Raw genomic sequence first — 15,722 nt, 5'->3', positions numbered from 1 at the left:
CCGTGAAGAAAGGTGCAGACACTATGGATAACATCAAAAAAATCAAGAACATTTATCCTCTGAGTCATATGCAGGAGGGAATGCTGTTTCATTCCTTCCTCCGTAAAGAGGAGGGGGCATACGTTGAGCAGTCGCTCTTCACCATTAAAGGAAGCCTCAGCTATGAATGGTTTCAGCGCAGCATTCAAGCCATTATCGACCGCCATGATATTTTCAGAACTGTGTTTTTGCCGCACGTCCCGCATTTGTCGGGACCTCGGCAAGTCGTGATGACAGAACGTGAATTCCATTTGTACAGCGAAGACATTTCTCATCTGCCAACAAACGACCAGAATGAGTATATTGAACGCTTTAAGGAGAAGGACAAGCAAAAAGGCTTTGATCTGCAAAAAGACATGCTGATGCGGATTTCTCTATTCAAAACAGCTAAAGATGAGCATGTCTGTATCTGGAGTCACCATCATATTTTAATGGACGGATGGTGCCTAGGTATTGTTATGCAGGAATTTATGCAAATTTATCAATCAATTCATGCAGGAAAACCGCTTTCATTAGACCCTGTCCGTCCGTACAGCACCTATATTTCCTGGCTGACAAACCGAGACAAAGAAAAAGCAGCAGCCTACTGGGATACCTATTTAAAAAACTACAGCACTCCATCACCTCTGCCTCGTGTGTCTGATAAAGAAACAAAAGAAGGTTATCACCGTGAAGATTTGATATTTTCATTAAATAAACCACTGACAGACAAGCTGAAAGAGACTGCAAAACAACACGGCGTCACGCTCGCTACCCTAATTCAGGCGGTCTGGGGTGTGATGCTGCAGCAATATAACCGCACAGACGACGTTGTGTTTGGCGCAGTTGTATCAGGAAGACCGTCAGAAATCCCGGGCGTGGAGCAAATGATAGGGTTGTTTATCAATACCATACCGATTCGAATTAAAACACATCAAGACGAAACGTTTCAAGAACTGCTCATACGATGCCAGAAAGAAATGCTGGAAGCTGAGCCGTTTACCTGCCAGCCTTTATTTGATATTCAGGCAAACACCGCATTAAAACAGGAACTGATTGATCACATTATCGTCTTTGAAAACTATCCGTTACAGCAGAAAATCGCCGATTCCGCTGATCAAACCGATTCACCGCTGCAAATCGATCAAGTTCAAGTATCCGAGCAATCAGGATATAACTTTAATCTTGTCGTTGCTCCCGGCGAAGAGCTTGTCGTCAAGTTCAGCTATAATGCATTCGTTTACGATGCTGCCTGGATCAGCTGTATCAAGAAGCAATTTACGCAAGCGCTTAGCACAGCTGCACAGCACCCTCATATGCCAATTGCTGATTTTTCTTTTCTTGATGCAACAGAAAAAGAGCAGATTGTCACACAGTTCAACAATACAAAAACGGAGTATCCAAAGAATCATACAATTATCGATTTATTTCGCGAACAAGCAGAAAAGACGCCAGACCATACCGCACTTGTGTATGGCAATATGTCTATTTCGTATAAAGAGCTTGATAAACGCTCTAATGCGCTCGCCAGAGAGTTAATTCAAAAGGGATTTCGGAAAAACGAGACAGCCGGAATATTGGCTGCACATTCTCCCGAATTCATGATCAGTGTGCTTGCCGTATTAAAAGCAGGGGGAGCATACCTCCCGCTTGATGAGGAGCTTCCGCCTGAACGAGTCAGCTTTATGCTTGAGGAAACGCAAGCAAAAATGCTGATTGTTCAAAAGGGGCTGGAGCAAAATGCTGCGTTCTCAGGAACATGTATGATTGCAGATGCGCAGGCATTGATGGGAGAGAACCATTTTCCTATCAACACCATCTCCAGTCCAGACGATCTTGCATATATCATGTATACCTCAGGATCAACAGGCCGGCCGAAAGGGGTCATGATCACGAATCGCAATGTCGTGTCCCTTGTCAGAAACAGCAATTACACGTCTGCGTCCGGTGATGACCGGTTTATTCTGACTGGATCTATCAGCTTTGACGCCGTCACCTTTGAAATGTTCGGGTCACTTTTACATGGCGCAAGCCTTCATATCATTGATAAATCGACAATGCTGACACCTGATCGGTTTGGAGCGTATTTGCTTGAAAATGACATCACAGTGCTATTTTTAACGACAGCTCTTTTTAATCAGCTGGCACAGGTACGATCTGATATGTTTCGCGGACTCCATACGTTATATGTCGGAGGAGAAGCACTTTCGCCTGCTCTGATGAATGCTGTCAGGCACGCCTGCCCAGATCTCGCGCTTCATAATATTTACGGGCCTACGGAAAACACGACTTTTTCAACCTTTTTTGAAATAAAGAGAGACTATGCGGGGCCGATTCCGATCGGAAAACCAATCAGCAATAGCACCGCTTACATCTTAGATACAAAAGGACGTCTTTTGCCAATAGGCGTTCCCGGCGAGCTTTGTGTTGGCGGTGATGGGGTCGCTAAAGGCTATTTGAACAAAGATGACCTGACAAATGCTGTGTTTTCTCCTCATCCTTTCTTGCCTGGAGAAAGAATATACCGTACCGGTGATTTGGCGCGCTGGCTGCCTGATGGAAACTTAGAATACATCAGCAGAATTGACAGGCAAATGAAAATCCGCGGAAAACGAATTGAGCCTGCCGAAATAGAAGCGCGACTGTTAGAAATGGAAGGCGTTCAAGAAGCAGCAGTGACATTGAGAGAAAAAGATGGAGAGGCGCAACTGTACACTCATTACGTCGGTGATCACAAAAAAACAGATACGGATTTTCGCGCCGATTTGGCGCGTGTGCTTCCAGACTATATGATCCCGCAGCACTGGGTGCGTGTGGAGCGGATGCCGCTTACCGGAAACGGAAAAATAGACCGCAGCGCGCTGCCTATTCCAGAAAATAAGCCTGCCAAACGACAGAACATCATATTGCCAAGAAACTTGGTTGAAGAAGAATTGGCGAACATTTGGAAGCAAGTCCTCGGTGTTAACACAATCAGTATTGATGATGACTTCTTTGCTATTGGCGGACATTCACTAAAAGCACTGCAAGTCATACATACACTAAAACATCAGCAGAACATTGACATACCGATTGATTTCTTGTTCGAACATCCGACAATCGCTCAGCTTGCCGAAAAACTTTATTCTAAACAGCTGACAGCGGCAGATGAACAGCATGTGATCAAACTGAACCAGCACGGCGCGCAAAATCTTTTCTGCTTCCCGCCGATATCGGGATTTGGCATTTATTTTAAAGACCTTGCTTTATTACTGAATGAGAAGGCAGCCGTATACGGGTTTCACTTTATTGAACAAGACACCCGCATTGAACAATATGTTAATTGCATGACGGACATACAGCCTGAGGGCCCATACGTTTTATTAGGCTACTCTGCAGGCGGAAACCTGGCTTTTGAAGTGGCACAGGCTATGGAGCGCAAAGGATTAGAAGTCAGCGACTTCATTATCGTGGACGCTTATCTAAAAGAACAGCCTTTGCCTATTGATACCGGGAATGACGAATCTGCAGCATATCTGCCTGAAGCAGTCAGAGAAAAGGTGATGAAGAAAAAAAGAAACTATCAAGAATATTGGGCACAATTGCTGAATGAAGGGCACATCAAAGCAAGCATTCATTTCATCGAAGCTGGAATTCAAATCGAAACCAGCGAGAATACAAGCTTAACGAAATGGGAAGGCGCCTGTGGAAACTACAGCGAGTACACGGGTTTTGGCGCTCATAAAGACATGCTGGAAGGAACATATGCTGAAAAGAATGCTGACATCATCCTTGACATTTTAGAAAAGATCACTTCAAATAAAGCAATCCCGCACAAACAATAGAACAGATTCGCGGACAGAGGCATTCTCTGTCCGCTTCTTTTTGTATCAAAGAATGGATCGATGACACTAGGGAATGATAACATCATCCTTTTTCTTGGAGGCTTGTCATGGATCATCTATCTTTTCTTACGTTTATCATGCTGATTCTAGCCAGTTACAGGCTGACACATTTGATTGTATTCGACAAAATCACAGAATTTATCCGAAAACCTTTTATGAAAAAGAAAAGGATTGTTGATCAAAACGGGCATGTAGATGAAAAAAGCGTGCCGGCTTCTAACTTTGGATACATGCTCAATTGCTACTGGTGTGCCGGTGTTTGGTGTGCCATCTTGATCGGACTTGGCTATCTTTTTTTGCCTCGTATTGCAATACCGCTGATCTTTATTTTAGCTATTGCCGGAGCACAAGCGATCCTTGAAACGGCTGTCGGTGTCGGCGTAAAACTTATTGACGTGTTAAAAAGTCTGCAAACCATGATTAATGATAAAAAGTCCTAAAAGCGGTTCACAACATGCTTTAGGACTTTTTTCGTTTATTTAGTGAGATAGACATTCTGTTAATCACCCTTTTATAGCCCGGGAATACCGTAATAGCGAATAGTGAAAGTGATGTAATGGGGGAGAAGAAACAGAATGAAGGTTTGCCAAAAGTCGATTGTCCGTTTCCTTGTCAGCTTGATCATCGGAACGTTTGTCATTTCCGTTCCGTTTATGGCCAATGCGCAGTCTGACAGGGAGCTGAGAGCCGTATGGATTGCTTCCGTATTAAATATTGATTGGCCGTCCAAAAAAGGGTTATCTGTGAAAGAGCAAAAACAGGAGTATAGCAAACTGCTGGACGATGTGCAAAAAATGGGAATGAATGCCGTTATCGTTCAGATTAAACCGACGGCTGATGCCTTTTATCCGTCAGCTTACGGGCCTTGGTCGGAATACTTAACCGGTGTCCAAGGGAAGGACCCGGGCTATAATCCTCTTGCATTTATGATTGAAGAAACCCATAAACGAAATTTGGAATTTCACGCGTGGTTTAACCCTTACCGTATTACAATGAATCATACAGATCTTAATAAATTGTCTGAGAGTCACCCGGCAAGAAAACATCCAGATTGGGTTGCCGCCTACGGAAACCAGCTGTATTATCATCCAGGCATTCCAGAAGCGAGAGATTTTATCGTCAAAGGCATTGAAGAAGTCGTAAAACATTATGATATCGATGCTGTTCATATGGATGATTATTTTTACCCTTATAAAATAGCAGGACAGGAATTTCCTGATCAAGCACAGTATGAACAATACGGAAAAGACGCTTTTTCTAATATCGATGACTGGCGGCGGGACAATGTGAACCAGCTTGTCAAACAAATCAACCAAACAATTAAAGCTGCAAAACCGTATGTCAAATTCGGCATCAGTCCCTTTGGAGTATGGAGAAACGCCGCAGATGACCCGACCGGATCGAATACAAAAGCAGGCGTCAGAAATTATGACGATCTATATGCAGATACAAGACATTGGATCCAAGAAGGCGACATCGATTATATTGCTCCGCAAATTTATTGGAGTATCGGCTTTAACGCAGCGGCTTACGACGTGCTGGCTGATTGGTGGAGCAATGAAGTCAAAAATAGGCCTGTTCACTTATATATTGGCCAGGCAGCATATAAAATCAATAACAATTTTGATCCGCCTTGGTCCGACCCTGAGGAATATGTGCGGCAAATCACTTTGAACCGCCAGCTTGAACTGGTGAAAGGAAGCATGCATTTCAGCCTCAAGGACCTCAACAAAAATCCGCTTGGCATCAAAGACAGGCTTATCGCCGATCTTTACAGCAAGCCGGCACTGGTTCCGCAAATGCCTTGGCTTGACAATACCGCCCCAAAAAAACCGAAGCTTACGAAAGTCACCGAAGACAAAAACGGCAATCTTCTGCAGATTAAAGATCACCCATCAAATCAAAAAACGAAAGAAACAGCCTATTATGCGATATACAGAGCCGAAGGGAAAAAGCAGAACACATTGCTGGCAACGCAAAGAAAAACACATGAGCAGCAAACCTTCTTAGATAACACGGCAGATCCTAACAAGAAATATACGTATTATGTCACTTCAGCAGACCGGCTTCATAACGAAAGCAAGGCTTCCAAACGAACAACAAAATAAGAAATGAGAAGGACGGCTTTCTAAGTCGTCTTTTTTTAAAAAGTGATTTTGGAGACAGGAAACGATGGTAAACCGCTGTAGGCGGTGTTTGGACATTTTCCATTATTGGAATCTGAGAAACTAGTGCTAAGTAAATCGAAGAGAAACACGTACAGGACGTGTTTTACGTTTTCATTTCTAGTCTGGTTAGGTGCCACATTATTTTTTGTGCTGTTCGAAGATGCTGTGTTGACTGATCCGGCTGAAGAAGCCTTTTTGCCGAACTTTCTTCTCTTGGAAGCGGGCACCGCTCTTGTTTTATGCCTTGTGTTCTTTCTCTATCAAAAACTCGATCAATCACAGTTCGCGGTGATCAAGCTAGGTATATGGGGATCAGCGGTCGGTTTATTGATTGATACGATTTCCCTTTGGAATCTCCCTCATCTTCCCGGCTTTATCAAAGGGCCAAGTTATTGCGTTTGCGATATGGATGGTATGCGCCTACTGCATGTATTTGCTCATTCCGCTGAAATTATCACATAAAAAATGATTCAGTTTTAATTTTCAGACTTTTCTTGTCAGGGAATGATTATAGAACTCGCCTAATAGGATGTTACAAAGATGTGAAGGAGGAAACGATGTGAATTTTGAGCTGACAAAAGAACAACAAATGGTGCGTAAAATGGTAAAAGATTTTGCGAAAAAAGAAATTGCTCCTCACGCTGAACATGTAGATCAAACAGGCGAGTTCCCGATGCAAACATTTAAAAAAATGGGTGAACTCGGTCTGATGGGTATTCCATTTCCAGAAGAATACGGCGGATCTGGCGGTGATACGATTTCATATGCCTTAGCGGTTGAAGAAGTCGGCAAAGCCTGCGGCAGTACTGGATTAAGCTATGCTGCAGCGGTCTCGCTAGGCGCAAGCCCTCTATACTACTTCGGAACAGAAGAGCAAAAACAGACGCATTTGACGCCGCTGGCTTCAGGCACAGCACTCGGATCATTCGGCCTGACGGAGCCAAATGCCGGCTCAGATGCAGGAGGCACTCAAACAAAAGCGATTTCAAATGGTGACGAGTATGTAATCAACGGCGAAAAGTGCTGGATCACTAATGCAAGCTACGCACGCACAGTTATTGTAACCGCCGTAACAGGCAAAAACAAAGACGGAAAAAACATCATCTCCGCATTAATCGTGCCAACTGACACACCAGGACTTACGATTACGAGCCCGTACGATAAAATGGGCGTCCGCGGTTCGAATACAGCGGAAATTTTGCTTGAGGATGTAAGAGTGCCTGCGGCCAACTTACTAGGCGATCCAACAAAAGGGTTTAAACAGTTTCTATATACGCTGGACGGAGGGCGAATCTCCATCGCTGCTCTTGCAGTCGGCATTGCCCAAGCGGCCCTTGACGCATCATTGGCATATGCGAAAGAACGAAAGCAGTTTGGACAGCCGATTTCTTCCTTTCAAGCGATTCAATTTAAGCTTGCTGACATGGCGATGGAAATTGATCTGGCACGGCAAATGGTGTTAAAAGCCGCCTGGCTGAAAGACCATAACCACCCGTTCACCAAAGAAGCGGCGTACGCCAAGCTATTCGCATCTGAAATGGCGACAAGAGCTTGCAATCAAGCCATTCAAATCCATGGAGGTTCAGGCTATATGAAAGAGTATGGGGTGGAACGGATGCTGAGGGACGCAAAATTAATGGAAATCGGTGAAGGCACATCTGAAATTCAGCGTCTCGTGATCGCCAGACAGCTTTTAAAATAAAAATGTAAACGCTTTCCTATCATTGAGAAAGGAGGAACAATGAATGGCTGAACTCATCCATTCCACAATCGGCAGGCTGCTGGAACAAACAGCTGATGCGTATCCCGATCGAGATGCTGTTGTGTATCCAGACCGAAATATCCGCTATACGTACGCTCAATTTGACAGTCTGTGCCGTCAAACCGCTAAAGGTCTTATGCGGATGGGGATTGGAAAAGGAGACCACGTCGCCATATGGGCTTCTAATATCCCTGAATGGCTTGCCGTCCAGTTCGCAACTGCGAAGATCGGAGCCGTGCTCGTAACCGTCAATACCAATTATCAAGCACACGAGCTGGACTACTTGTTAAAGCAATCGGATGCCGCCGCGCTTATTATCATGAATTCATACAGGGGCACTTCTTATCCAGACATCGTGAGCAGTTTAATTCCAGAACTGCAAGAAGCAAAGCCCGGCCAACTGAAATCTGAACGCTATCCCTTTTTAAAAACGCTAATCTATATTGGCAATAAACGGTTGCCTGGCATGTATCATTGGGACGATACAGAGATATTGGCGAAAACAGTGACAGATGCTGAGCTTGAAGAGAGAATGAACAGCTTGGATAAAGACAATGTGATTAATATGCAATACACATCAGGAACGACAGGGTTTCCAAAAGGCGTGATGCTGACCCATTTCAATGTCATCAATAACGCTGCTAATATCGCTGAATGTATGGCTTTAACCTCTCAAGACCGCATGTGCATCCCGGTTCCGTTTTTTCACTGCTTTGGATGCGTCCTTGGGGTTTTGGCATGTGTATCCGTCGGGGCAGCCATGATACCCGTGCAAGAATTTGATCCCGTTACCGTCCTTAAAACGGTAGAAAAAGAGAGATGCACAGCGCTCCATGGTGTGCCTACCATGTTTATCGCTGAGCTGCATCATCCGAATTTTGATGCATATGATCTATCGACGCTCCGAACAGGAATCATGGCCGGCTCTCCCTGTCCAAGTGAAGTGATGAAAGCTGTGATTGAAAGGATGGGCATGAAAGACATTACGATCGCCTATGGACAAACCGAAGCCTCGCCAGTCATTACGCAAACGAGAGCAAATGATTCCTTCATAAGAAGAGTCGAAACAACCGGCCGCGCCCTGCCACATACTGAGGTGAAAATTGTAGAACCTGGGACATGTCAAGAAGTTCAAAGAGGCATGCAGGGAGAACTGTGCACCCGTGGCTATCACGTCATGAAAGGCTATTATAAAGACAAAGATGCGACCAGAAAAGCAATCAATCATGACGGATGGCTGTTTACCGGAGATCTTGCTGTCATGGATGAAGACGGATACTGCCGCATCACCGGAAGATTAAAAGATATGCTCATCAGAGGCGGCGAGAACATTTATCCGCGGGAAATTGAAGAATTTTTATACCGGCATCCCGCTGTTTTAGATGTACAGGTCGTTGGTGTGCCTGACGCCAAATTCGGGGAGGAAGCTGCAGCCTGGATTAAACTGAAAGACGGTAAAAGCGTTTCACCTGATGAGCTTAAAGCCTATTGCAAAGGGAAAATCGCCCGCCACAAAATTCCGCGTTATGTTATTTTTACGGATGACTATCCGATGACGGCCTCAGGCAAAATTCAAAAATATAAACTGCGAGAAAAAACGATTGAAATGTTCAACCTATCATCAAGTCAATGAGGTGAAATCATGTTTACAAAAGTACTGATCGCCAACCGCGGAGAAATTGCAATGAGAATTATCCGAACATGCAGCCGTCTCGGCATTAAAACGGTTGCGGTTTATTCAGAAGCCGACAAGGACGCGCTCCATACAAAAGCCGCTACAGAGGCTTATTTGATCGGGGAATCGAGAGTCAGTGAAAGTTATTTAAATATAGAGAGAATCATAAAGACGGCGAAAAAAGCAAATGCCGACGCGATCCACCCTGGATATGGATTGTTATCAGAAAACAGCCGATTCGCTGAACGCTGCAAGCAAGAAAACATCGTGTTTATCGGACCTTCCCCTGATATCATCGCAAAGATGGGCAGCAAAATTGAAGCGCGAAAAGCAATGGAGGCTGCAGGTGTCCCTGTGGTGCCGGGCGTTTCTGAATCCCTCGGAGATATAGAGGCAGCCTGCCGCACCGCAGGTCAAATCGGCTATCCTGTCATGCTGAAAGCTTCAGCGGGCGGAGGGGGCATCGGAATGCAGCGTGTTGAAAATGAAGAAGCATTAAAAAAAGCGTACGAGGGAAACAAAAAGCGCGCAGCAGATTTTTTCGGTGACGGGTCGATGTATATAGAAAAAGTTATTGAACATGCGCGTCACATCGAGGTTCAGCTTTTGGCCGATCAACACGGCCATACAGTACATCTGTTTGAACGTGATTGCTCTGTTCAGAGGCGCCACCAAAAAGTCATTGAAGAAGCACCGTCTCCATTTGTAGACGATGAACTAAGAATGAAGATTGGGCAAACAGCGGTAAAAGCAGCAAAGGCAATCGGCTATACGAACGCAGGCACCATCGAATTCATAGTTGACCAGAAGCAAAATTTTTATTTCCTCGAAATGAATACGAGACTGCAAGTTGAACACCCCGTGACTGAAGAAATAACAGGCCTGGACTTAGTTGAGCAGCAGCTGCGGATTGCTGCGGGCCATACACTCACATTCTCCCAAAAAGACATCCAACGGAACGGGCATGCGATAGAGGTTCGAATATACGCGGAAGATCCCAAGACCTTCTTCCCGTCACCAGGTACGATCACTGCGTTTTCACTTCCTGACCAAAAAGGAGTCAGACACGAATGTGCGGTAGCAAAAGACAGCACCGTTACCCCTTTTTATGACCCGATGATCGCTAAGATGATTGTCAAAGGCCAAACCAGAACAGAAGCAATTGAAAAACTAGAGACAGCGCTTCGCGACTATCGTGTAGAGGGAATCAAAACAAATCTTCCGCTTCTCATACAGGCTGCGGCAACAAAGGCATTTAAAGGAGGGGATGTCACGACTGACTTTTTGAAACAACACCTGTAAAGGAGGCAGTTGTCATGACGGTTAACATACAAATGGCAGGAAACCTGTGGAAAGTCCACGTCAAAGCCGGCGACCAAATCGAAAAGGGCCAGGAGGTAGCCATTTTGGAATCGATGAAAATGGAAATCCCGATCGTTGCAGATAGAAGCGGAATCGTAAAAGAAGTCAAAAAAAATGAAGGCGACTTTGTAAATGAAGGAGACGTACTGCTCGAACTGAGCGATTCCACTCAATAATTTGGAGGAAGAACATGTCATATCCTAAAAAAGTGACAATCAAAGAAGTCGGCCCGCGTGACGGCTTACAAAACGAGCCCGTATGGATCGCAACAGAGGATAAAATAACCTGGATCAACCAGCTTTCCCGGACAGGGCTTTCGTATATTGAAATCACATCCTTCGTTCACCCGAAATGGATTCCGGCGCTTCGAGATGCTATCGACGTAGCAAAAGGCATCGACCGTTTAAAAGGGGTAACGTACGCGGCACTTGTCCCGAATCAAAGAGGACTGGAGAATGCACTTGAAGGAGGCATTAACGAGGCTTGCGTTTTTATGTCCGCCAGCGAGACGCACAACAGAAAAAACATCAATAAATCCACTTCTGAATCCCTTCATATACTCAAACAAGTAAACAACGACGCACAAAAAGCAAACCTCACAACAAGAGCCTACCTCTCGACTGTTTTCGGCTGTCCGTACGAAAAAGATGTCCCCATTGAACAAGTCATTCGCCTTTCAGAAGCTCTATTTGAATTTGGGATTTCTGAACTTTCGCTTGGAGATACGATTGGAGCGGCTAATCCCGCCCAAGTGGAAACTGTACTTGAAGCTCTTTTGGCACGATTCCCGGCTAATCAAATTGCCTTGCATTTTCATGATACGAGAGGAACCGCTCTGGCCAACATGGTCACAGCACTCCAAATGGGCATCACGGTGTTCGACGGCTCGGCAGGCGGGCTTGGGGGATGCCCATATGCGCCAGGTTCATCAGGAAACGCCGCAACTGAGGATATCGTGTACATGCTTGAACAGATGGATATCAAAACAAATGTAAAGCTAGAAAAACTGCTATCTGCGGCCAAATGGATAGAAGAAAAAATGGGCAAACCGCTGCCGAGCAGAAATTTACAGGTGTTTAAATCATCTTGATAAAAGGGAGGACGCATACAATGGGAGACTCTATTCTTTTTACTGTTAAAAATGAACATATTGCGTTGATCACCTTAAACAGGCCTCAGGCAGCAAATGCTCTTTCAGCGGAAATGCTTAGAAACCTGCAAATGATTCTTCAGGAAATTGAATTCAACTCAAACATCCGTTGCGTCATCCTCACAGGCACCGGTGAAAAAGCGTTTTGTGCAGGGGCAGACCTAAAGGAACGGATAAAACTGAAAGAAGATCAGGTTCTGGAAAGTGTATCTCTCATTCAAAGAACGGCGGCTTTACTTGATGCCTTGCCGCAGCCGGTCATAGCTGCGATAAATGGAAGCGCATTAGGCGGCGGACTAGAATTGGCATTGGCATGCGACCTTCGAATCGCAACTGAATCAGCTGTGCTGGGACTTCCGGAAACAGGGTTAGCTATTATCCCGGGCGCTGGAGGGACCCAAAGGCTGCCCCGGCTGATTGGCAGAGGAAAAGCAAAAGAATTCATTTATACAGGCAGACGCGTGACCGCACACGAAGCAAAAGAAATCGGCCTTGTAGAGCATGTCACGGCTCCTTGTGACCTTATGCCAAAAGCAAAGGAACTGGCCGCAGCCATTTCTGCCAACGGGCCGATCGCTGTCCGTCAGGCTAAATTTGCAATCAATAGAGGATTGGAGACAGATCTCGCTACAGGCCTTGCGATTGAACAAAAAGCGTATGAACAAACCATCCCGACAAAAGACAGGAGAGAAGGGCTTCAGGCCTTTCAAGAAAAAAGACGGGCCGTATACAAGGGAATATAAAAGGGAGGCAATGCTCATGGATTATGAAAAGGAACGAACAGAACGGGCTGAACGGATTCGAAAAGGCGGAGCGGAAAAGTATCATCAAAGCAATCGGGAAAAAGGCAAGCTCTTTGTCAGAGAGCGGCTTTCCCTTCTCTTTGACGATGACATTGAGCTAGAAGACGCTTTTTTTGCGGAATGTATGTCAGACGGGCTTCCCGCTGACGGAGTTGTAACCGCTATCGGCAAAATCGGCGGCCAAACCGTTTGCGTCATGGCGAATGATTCAACAGTGAAAGCGGGGTCATGGGGAGCAAAAACAGTTGAAAAAATCATCAGAATTCAAGAAACCGCCGAAAAATTAAACTGTCCGCTCATTTATTTAGTCGATTCGGCAGGCGCCCGAATTACCGACCAAATCAATGTCTTTCCAGGGAGACGCGGTGCAGGAAGAATTTTTTACAATCAAGTCAAATTATCGGGACGCATTCCGCAAATCTGTCTGCTTTTCGGACCATCTGCAGCAGGTGGCGCTTATATTCCGGCCTTCTGTGATATCGTCGTTATGGTAGACGGTAACGCCTCCATGTATTTAGGCTCGCCAAGGATGGCGGAAATGGTTATTGGCGAAAAAGTGTCTCTTGAAGAAATGGGTGGTGCCCGTATGCATTGCTCAATCTCCGGCTGCGGAGATATTCTTGCAGAAACTGAAGAAGAAGCCATACAGCTGGCGCGGGCTTATTTGTCTTACTTTCCGGCAAATTTTCAAGAAAAAGCGCCCATTCATGAGAAACGCCCGCCAAAACACTTCAAAACTCCGCTTGCCGACGTCATTCCGCAAAATCAAAACGCACCTTTTGATATGCATGAGCTGATTGAGCGGGTCATAGATGAAGACTCATTTTTTGAGATCAAAGCCTTATTTGCACCGGAATTATTGACGGGCCTCGCACGAATCCACGGACAGCCTGTCGGCATTGTTGCAAACCAGCCGAAGGTAAAAGGAGGCGTCTTATTCCACGATTCAGCAGACAAAGCGGCTAAGTTTATTACCTTATGTGACGCTTTTCATATCCCATTGCTGTTCTTAGCCGATATCCCCGGTTTTATGATTGGCACAAAAGTAGAACAGGCTGGGATTATCAGACACGGAGCGAAAATGATTTCTGCGATGTCGGAGGCAACTGTTCCAAAACTCTCTGTCATTGTCCGAAAAGCTTACGGGGCTGGGTTGTATGCAATGGCAGGGCCGGCATTTGAACCGGATTGCTGTCTAGCGCTCCCAACCGCCCAAATCGCCGTCATGGGCCCTGAGGCAGCTGTAAACGCTGTCTACGCTAAAAAAATCGCCGAGCTGCCAGAAGAAGAGAGAGCCGCATTTATCAGCAGCAAACGGGAAGAATATAAAGAGGACATCAATATCTACCGTCTGGCTTCAGAAATGATCATTGATGCTGTTATCCCAGCCAATTCGCTGCGTGATGAGCTGGCCAAACGGCTCATGGCATACATGACAAAGGAAATGACATTTACCAATCGAAAGCATCCGGTTTATCCGGTGTAAAAGCAAGAACTTAGGAGCGCAAAAAAGCGCTCCTTTATATATTTACAATAACAACATTATGTCAACTAATTACATTTGTATAAAACGCTTTGTTTTTTAGAATAGTAAATAAAGGCTGCCGCACCTCTAGCGGCAATTGTCAGTTTATCATAAAAAGGGGCCCACATTATGTATCATTTATATTCACATAACGACTTGGACGGAGTAGGGTGCGGAATCGTAGCAAAATTAGCGTTCGGAAAAGACGTAGAGGTCCGGTATAACTCTGTCAACGGCTTAAACGCACAGGTGCAGTACTTTTTAGAAAAAGCGAAGGAGAGCAACAGACAGGACGCGTTATTCATCACCGATCTCGCCGTCAATGAAGAAAACGAAGAGAGATTGAATGAGTATGTTCATGCAGGGGGCAAAGTGAAGCTCATTGACCATCATAAAACAGCCCTTCATTTGAATGAGCATGAATGGGGATTTGTCCAGGTGGAATACGATGATGGAAGGCTCACATCCGCGACATCGCTTTTATATGGCTATCTCGTTGAAAATGGCTTCATGAAACCGACAAATGCCTTAGATCAATTCACAGAGCTCGTCCGCCAATACGATACATGGGAGTGGGAGCGGTACGATCAAAAACAGGCGAAGCGGCTTAATGATCTTTTCTTTTTGCTGTCAATCGATGAATTTGAAGCAAAAATGATCCAGCGCCTTTCCACGCATGACGAATTTTTCTTCGATGATTTTGAAGAAAAACTGCTTGATTTAGAAGACGAAAAAATCGAGCGCTACCTCCGCAGAAAGAAAAGGGAAATGGTACAAACCTTTGTTCACGAACACTGTGTAGGCATCGTTCACGCTGAATCGTACCATTCAGAGCTGGGGAACAGGCTAGGGAAAGATAACCCGCACCTCGATTACATTGCGATTTTGAGCATGGGGTCAAAACGAGTCAGTCTCCGCACCATTCATGATTACATCGATGTGTCAGAAATCGCTGGCCGATATGGCGGCGGAGGGCATGCAAAAGCGTCCGGCTGTTCAATAACCGATGAAGTATACGAGTTGTTTGTAGCTGAAGCTTTCCGTATTGATCCTGTACGGCCGGATGCCTTCCGTAACATCTATAATCTAAAGGGATCTGCGAATGGATCATTATATGAAAATCGCGCACAAATGAGATTTTTTCTTTTCCCTTTAGACAACGAATGGAATATTCAAATTAACGGAGAAACCCAAGACGAAACATTCGCAGCGTTTGAAGAGGCAGAATGGTTTATTAAGAGAAATTATGCCGCATCGCTCGTGCGGGATGAAGTGTTTGTCGCATTTTTAGCGGAGAATCTGAAGCTGGCAAATCAACATCGGAGGTAAAAAAATATGCATAGGGGAGCGTCAGTCACCCCTATGCATATCTGCT

The 15,722-nt window shown here is 45.2% G+C and carries 11 protein-coding genes and 2 pseudogenes; all 13 read left to right on the top strand.

The features are described 5' to 3' along the window. Positions 1 to 2: 2 nt before the first annotated feature. The 13 genes and pseudogenes from ppsE (at position 3) to nrnB (ending at position 15,676) form a co-directional block, all read left to right on the top strand. Positions 3 to 3,842, top strand: a complete 3,840-nt coding sequence (gene ppsE, locus KXZ66_RS10620) for a plipastatin non-ribosomal peptide synthetase PpsE (protein ID WP_103803620.1) — start codon at positions 3 to 5, stop codon at positions 3,840 to 3,842. A 107-nt stretch (positions 3,843 to 3,949) separates the two neighbouring features. Then, a complete protein-coding gene (locus tag KXZ66_RS10615) occupies positions 3,950 to 4,342 on the top strand; it encodes a DUF1360 domain-containing protein (RefSeq protein ID WP_014479963.1) in 393 nt (130 codons plus the stop codon). A gap of 135 nt (positions 4,343 to 4,477) precedes the next feature. Next, entirely contained in the window at positions 4,478 to 6,010 is a 1,533-nt protein-coding gene (locus KXZ66_RS10610; protein ID WP_151870214.1) for a glycoside hydrolase family 10-like protein, read from the top strand. Positions 6,011 to 6,094: 84 nt separating this feature from the next. Next, positions 6,095 to 6,246: pseudogene (locus KXZ66_RS10605) on the top strand (hypothetical protein). After that, positions 6,236 to 6,539 (top strand): annotated as a pseudogene (locus KXZ66_RS10600) (hypothetical protein). Before KXZ66_RS10605 ends, KXZ66_RS10600 begins: the two co-directional pseudogenes overlap by 11 nt. A 90-nt stretch (positions 6,540 to 6,629) precedes the next feature. Continuing rightward, positions 6,630 to 7,772: an acyl-CoA dehydrogenase gene (locus KXZ66_RS10595; protein ID WP_151870215.1), complete on the top strand. Its 1,143-nt coding sequence runs from the start codon at positions 6,630 to 6,632 to the stop codon at positions 7,770 to 7,772. 43 nt (positions 7,773 to 7,815) lie between these two features. Further along, a complete protein-coding gene (locus KXZ66_RS10590; RefSeq protein ID WP_021479786.1) occupies positions 7,816 to 9,465 on the top strand; it encodes an AMP-binding protein in 1,650 nt (549 codons plus the stop codon). 9 nt (positions 9,466 to 9,474) lie between these two features. Next, on the top strand, positions 9,475 to 10,809 hold the full coding sequence (locus KXZ66_RS10585; protein WP_038827841.1) for an acetyl-CoA carboxylase biotin carboxylase subunit: 1,335 nt from the start codon (positions 9,475 to 9,477) through the stop codon (positions 10,807 to 10,809). A gap of 14 nt (positions 10,810 to 10,823) precedes the next feature. Then, complete coding sequence (locus KXZ66_RS10580; protein WP_021479784.1) at positions 10,824 to 11,045, top strand: acetyl-CoA carboxylase biotin carboxyl carrier protein subunit; 222 nt, start codon at positions 10,824 to 10,826, stop codon at positions 11,043 to 11,045. A 14-nt stretch (positions 11,046 to 11,059) separates the two neighbouring features. Beyond that, positions 11,060 to 11,959 (top strand): hydroxymethylglutaryl-CoA lyase, encoded by a 900-nt coding sequence (gene ldeG / locus KXZ66_RS10575; RefSeq protein ID WP_038827842.1) that lies wholly within the window; start codon positions 11,060 to 11,062, stop codon positions 11,957 to 11,959. Between the two features lie 20 nt (positions 11,960 to 11,979). After that, positions 11,980 to 12,762 carry an enoyl-CoA hydratase gene (locus tag KXZ66_RS10570; protein ID WP_015251989.1) on the top strand — a complete coding sequence of 261 codons (783 nt, stop codon included), beginning with the start codon at positions 11,980 to 11,982 and terminating at the stop codon, positions 12,760 to 12,762. Between the two features lie 10 nt (positions 12,763 to 12,772). Further along, the gene (locus tag KXZ66_RS10565) at positions 12,773 to 14,308 is read left to right on the top strand and encodes an acyl-CoA carboxylase subunit beta (protein ID WP_080121075.1); all 1,536 of its coding nucleotides are present in this window, start codon (positions 12,773 to 12,775) and stop codon (positions 14,306 to 14,308) included. A gap of 168 nt (positions 14,309 to 14,476) precedes the next feature. Beyond that, positions 14,477 to 15,676, top strand: coding sequence for an oligoribonuclease NrnB (nrnB, locus tag KXZ66_RS10560; RefSeq protein WP_151870216.1), 1,200 nt, complete (start codon positions 14,477 to 14,479; stop codon positions 15,674 to 15,676). Positions 15,677 to 15,722: the final 46 nt, after the last annotated feature.

Origin of the sequence: Bacillus sp. LJBS17 (genome assembly GCF_019334685.1) — a bacterium.
Taxonomy (GTDB): domain Bacteria; phylum Bacillota; class Bacilli; order Bacillales; family Bacillaceae; genus Bacillus; species Bacillus subtilis.
This window is presented reverse-complemented; position numbering and strand designations above follow the sequence as displayed.

Excerpts from the sequence above, each read along its gene's own strand:
- KXZ66_RS10615 (WP_014479963.1), top strand. The coding sequence starts at position 3,950 with ATGGATCATCTATCTTTTCTTACGTTTATCATGCTGATTCTAGCCAGT.
- KXZ66_RS10610 (WP_151870214.1), top strand. The coding sequence starts at position 4,478 with ATGAAGGTTTGCCAAAAGTCGATTGTCCGTTTCCTTGTCAGCTTGATC.
- KXZ66_RS10590 (WP_021479786.1), top strand. The coding sequence starts at position 7,816 with ATGGCTGAACTCATCCATTCCACAATCGGCAGGCTGCTGGAACAAACA.
- KXZ66_RS10585 (WP_038827841.1), top strand. The coding sequence starts at position 9,475 with ATGTTTACAAAAGTACTGATCGCCAACCGCGGAGAAATTGCAATGAGA.
- KXZ66_RS10580 (WP_021479784.1), top strand. The coding sequence starts at position 10,824 with ATGACGGTTAACATACAAATGGCAGGAAACCTGTGGAAAGTCCACGTC.
- ldeG (WP_038827842.1), top strand. The coding sequence starts at position 11,060 with ATGTCATATCCTAAAAAAGTGACAATCAAAGAAGTCGGCCCGCGTGAC.
- KXZ66_RS10570 (WP_015251989.1), top strand. The coding sequence starts at position 11,980 with ATGGGAGACTCTATTCTTTTTACTGTTAAAAATGAACATATTGCGTTG.
- KXZ66_RS10565 (WP_080121075.1), top strand. The coding sequence starts at position 12,773 with ATGCTCATGGATTATGAAAAGGAACGAACAGAACGGGCTGAACGGATT.
- nrnB (WP_151870216.1), top strand. The coding sequence starts at position 14,477 with ATGTATCATTTATATTCACATAACGACTTGGACGGAGTAGGGTGCGGA.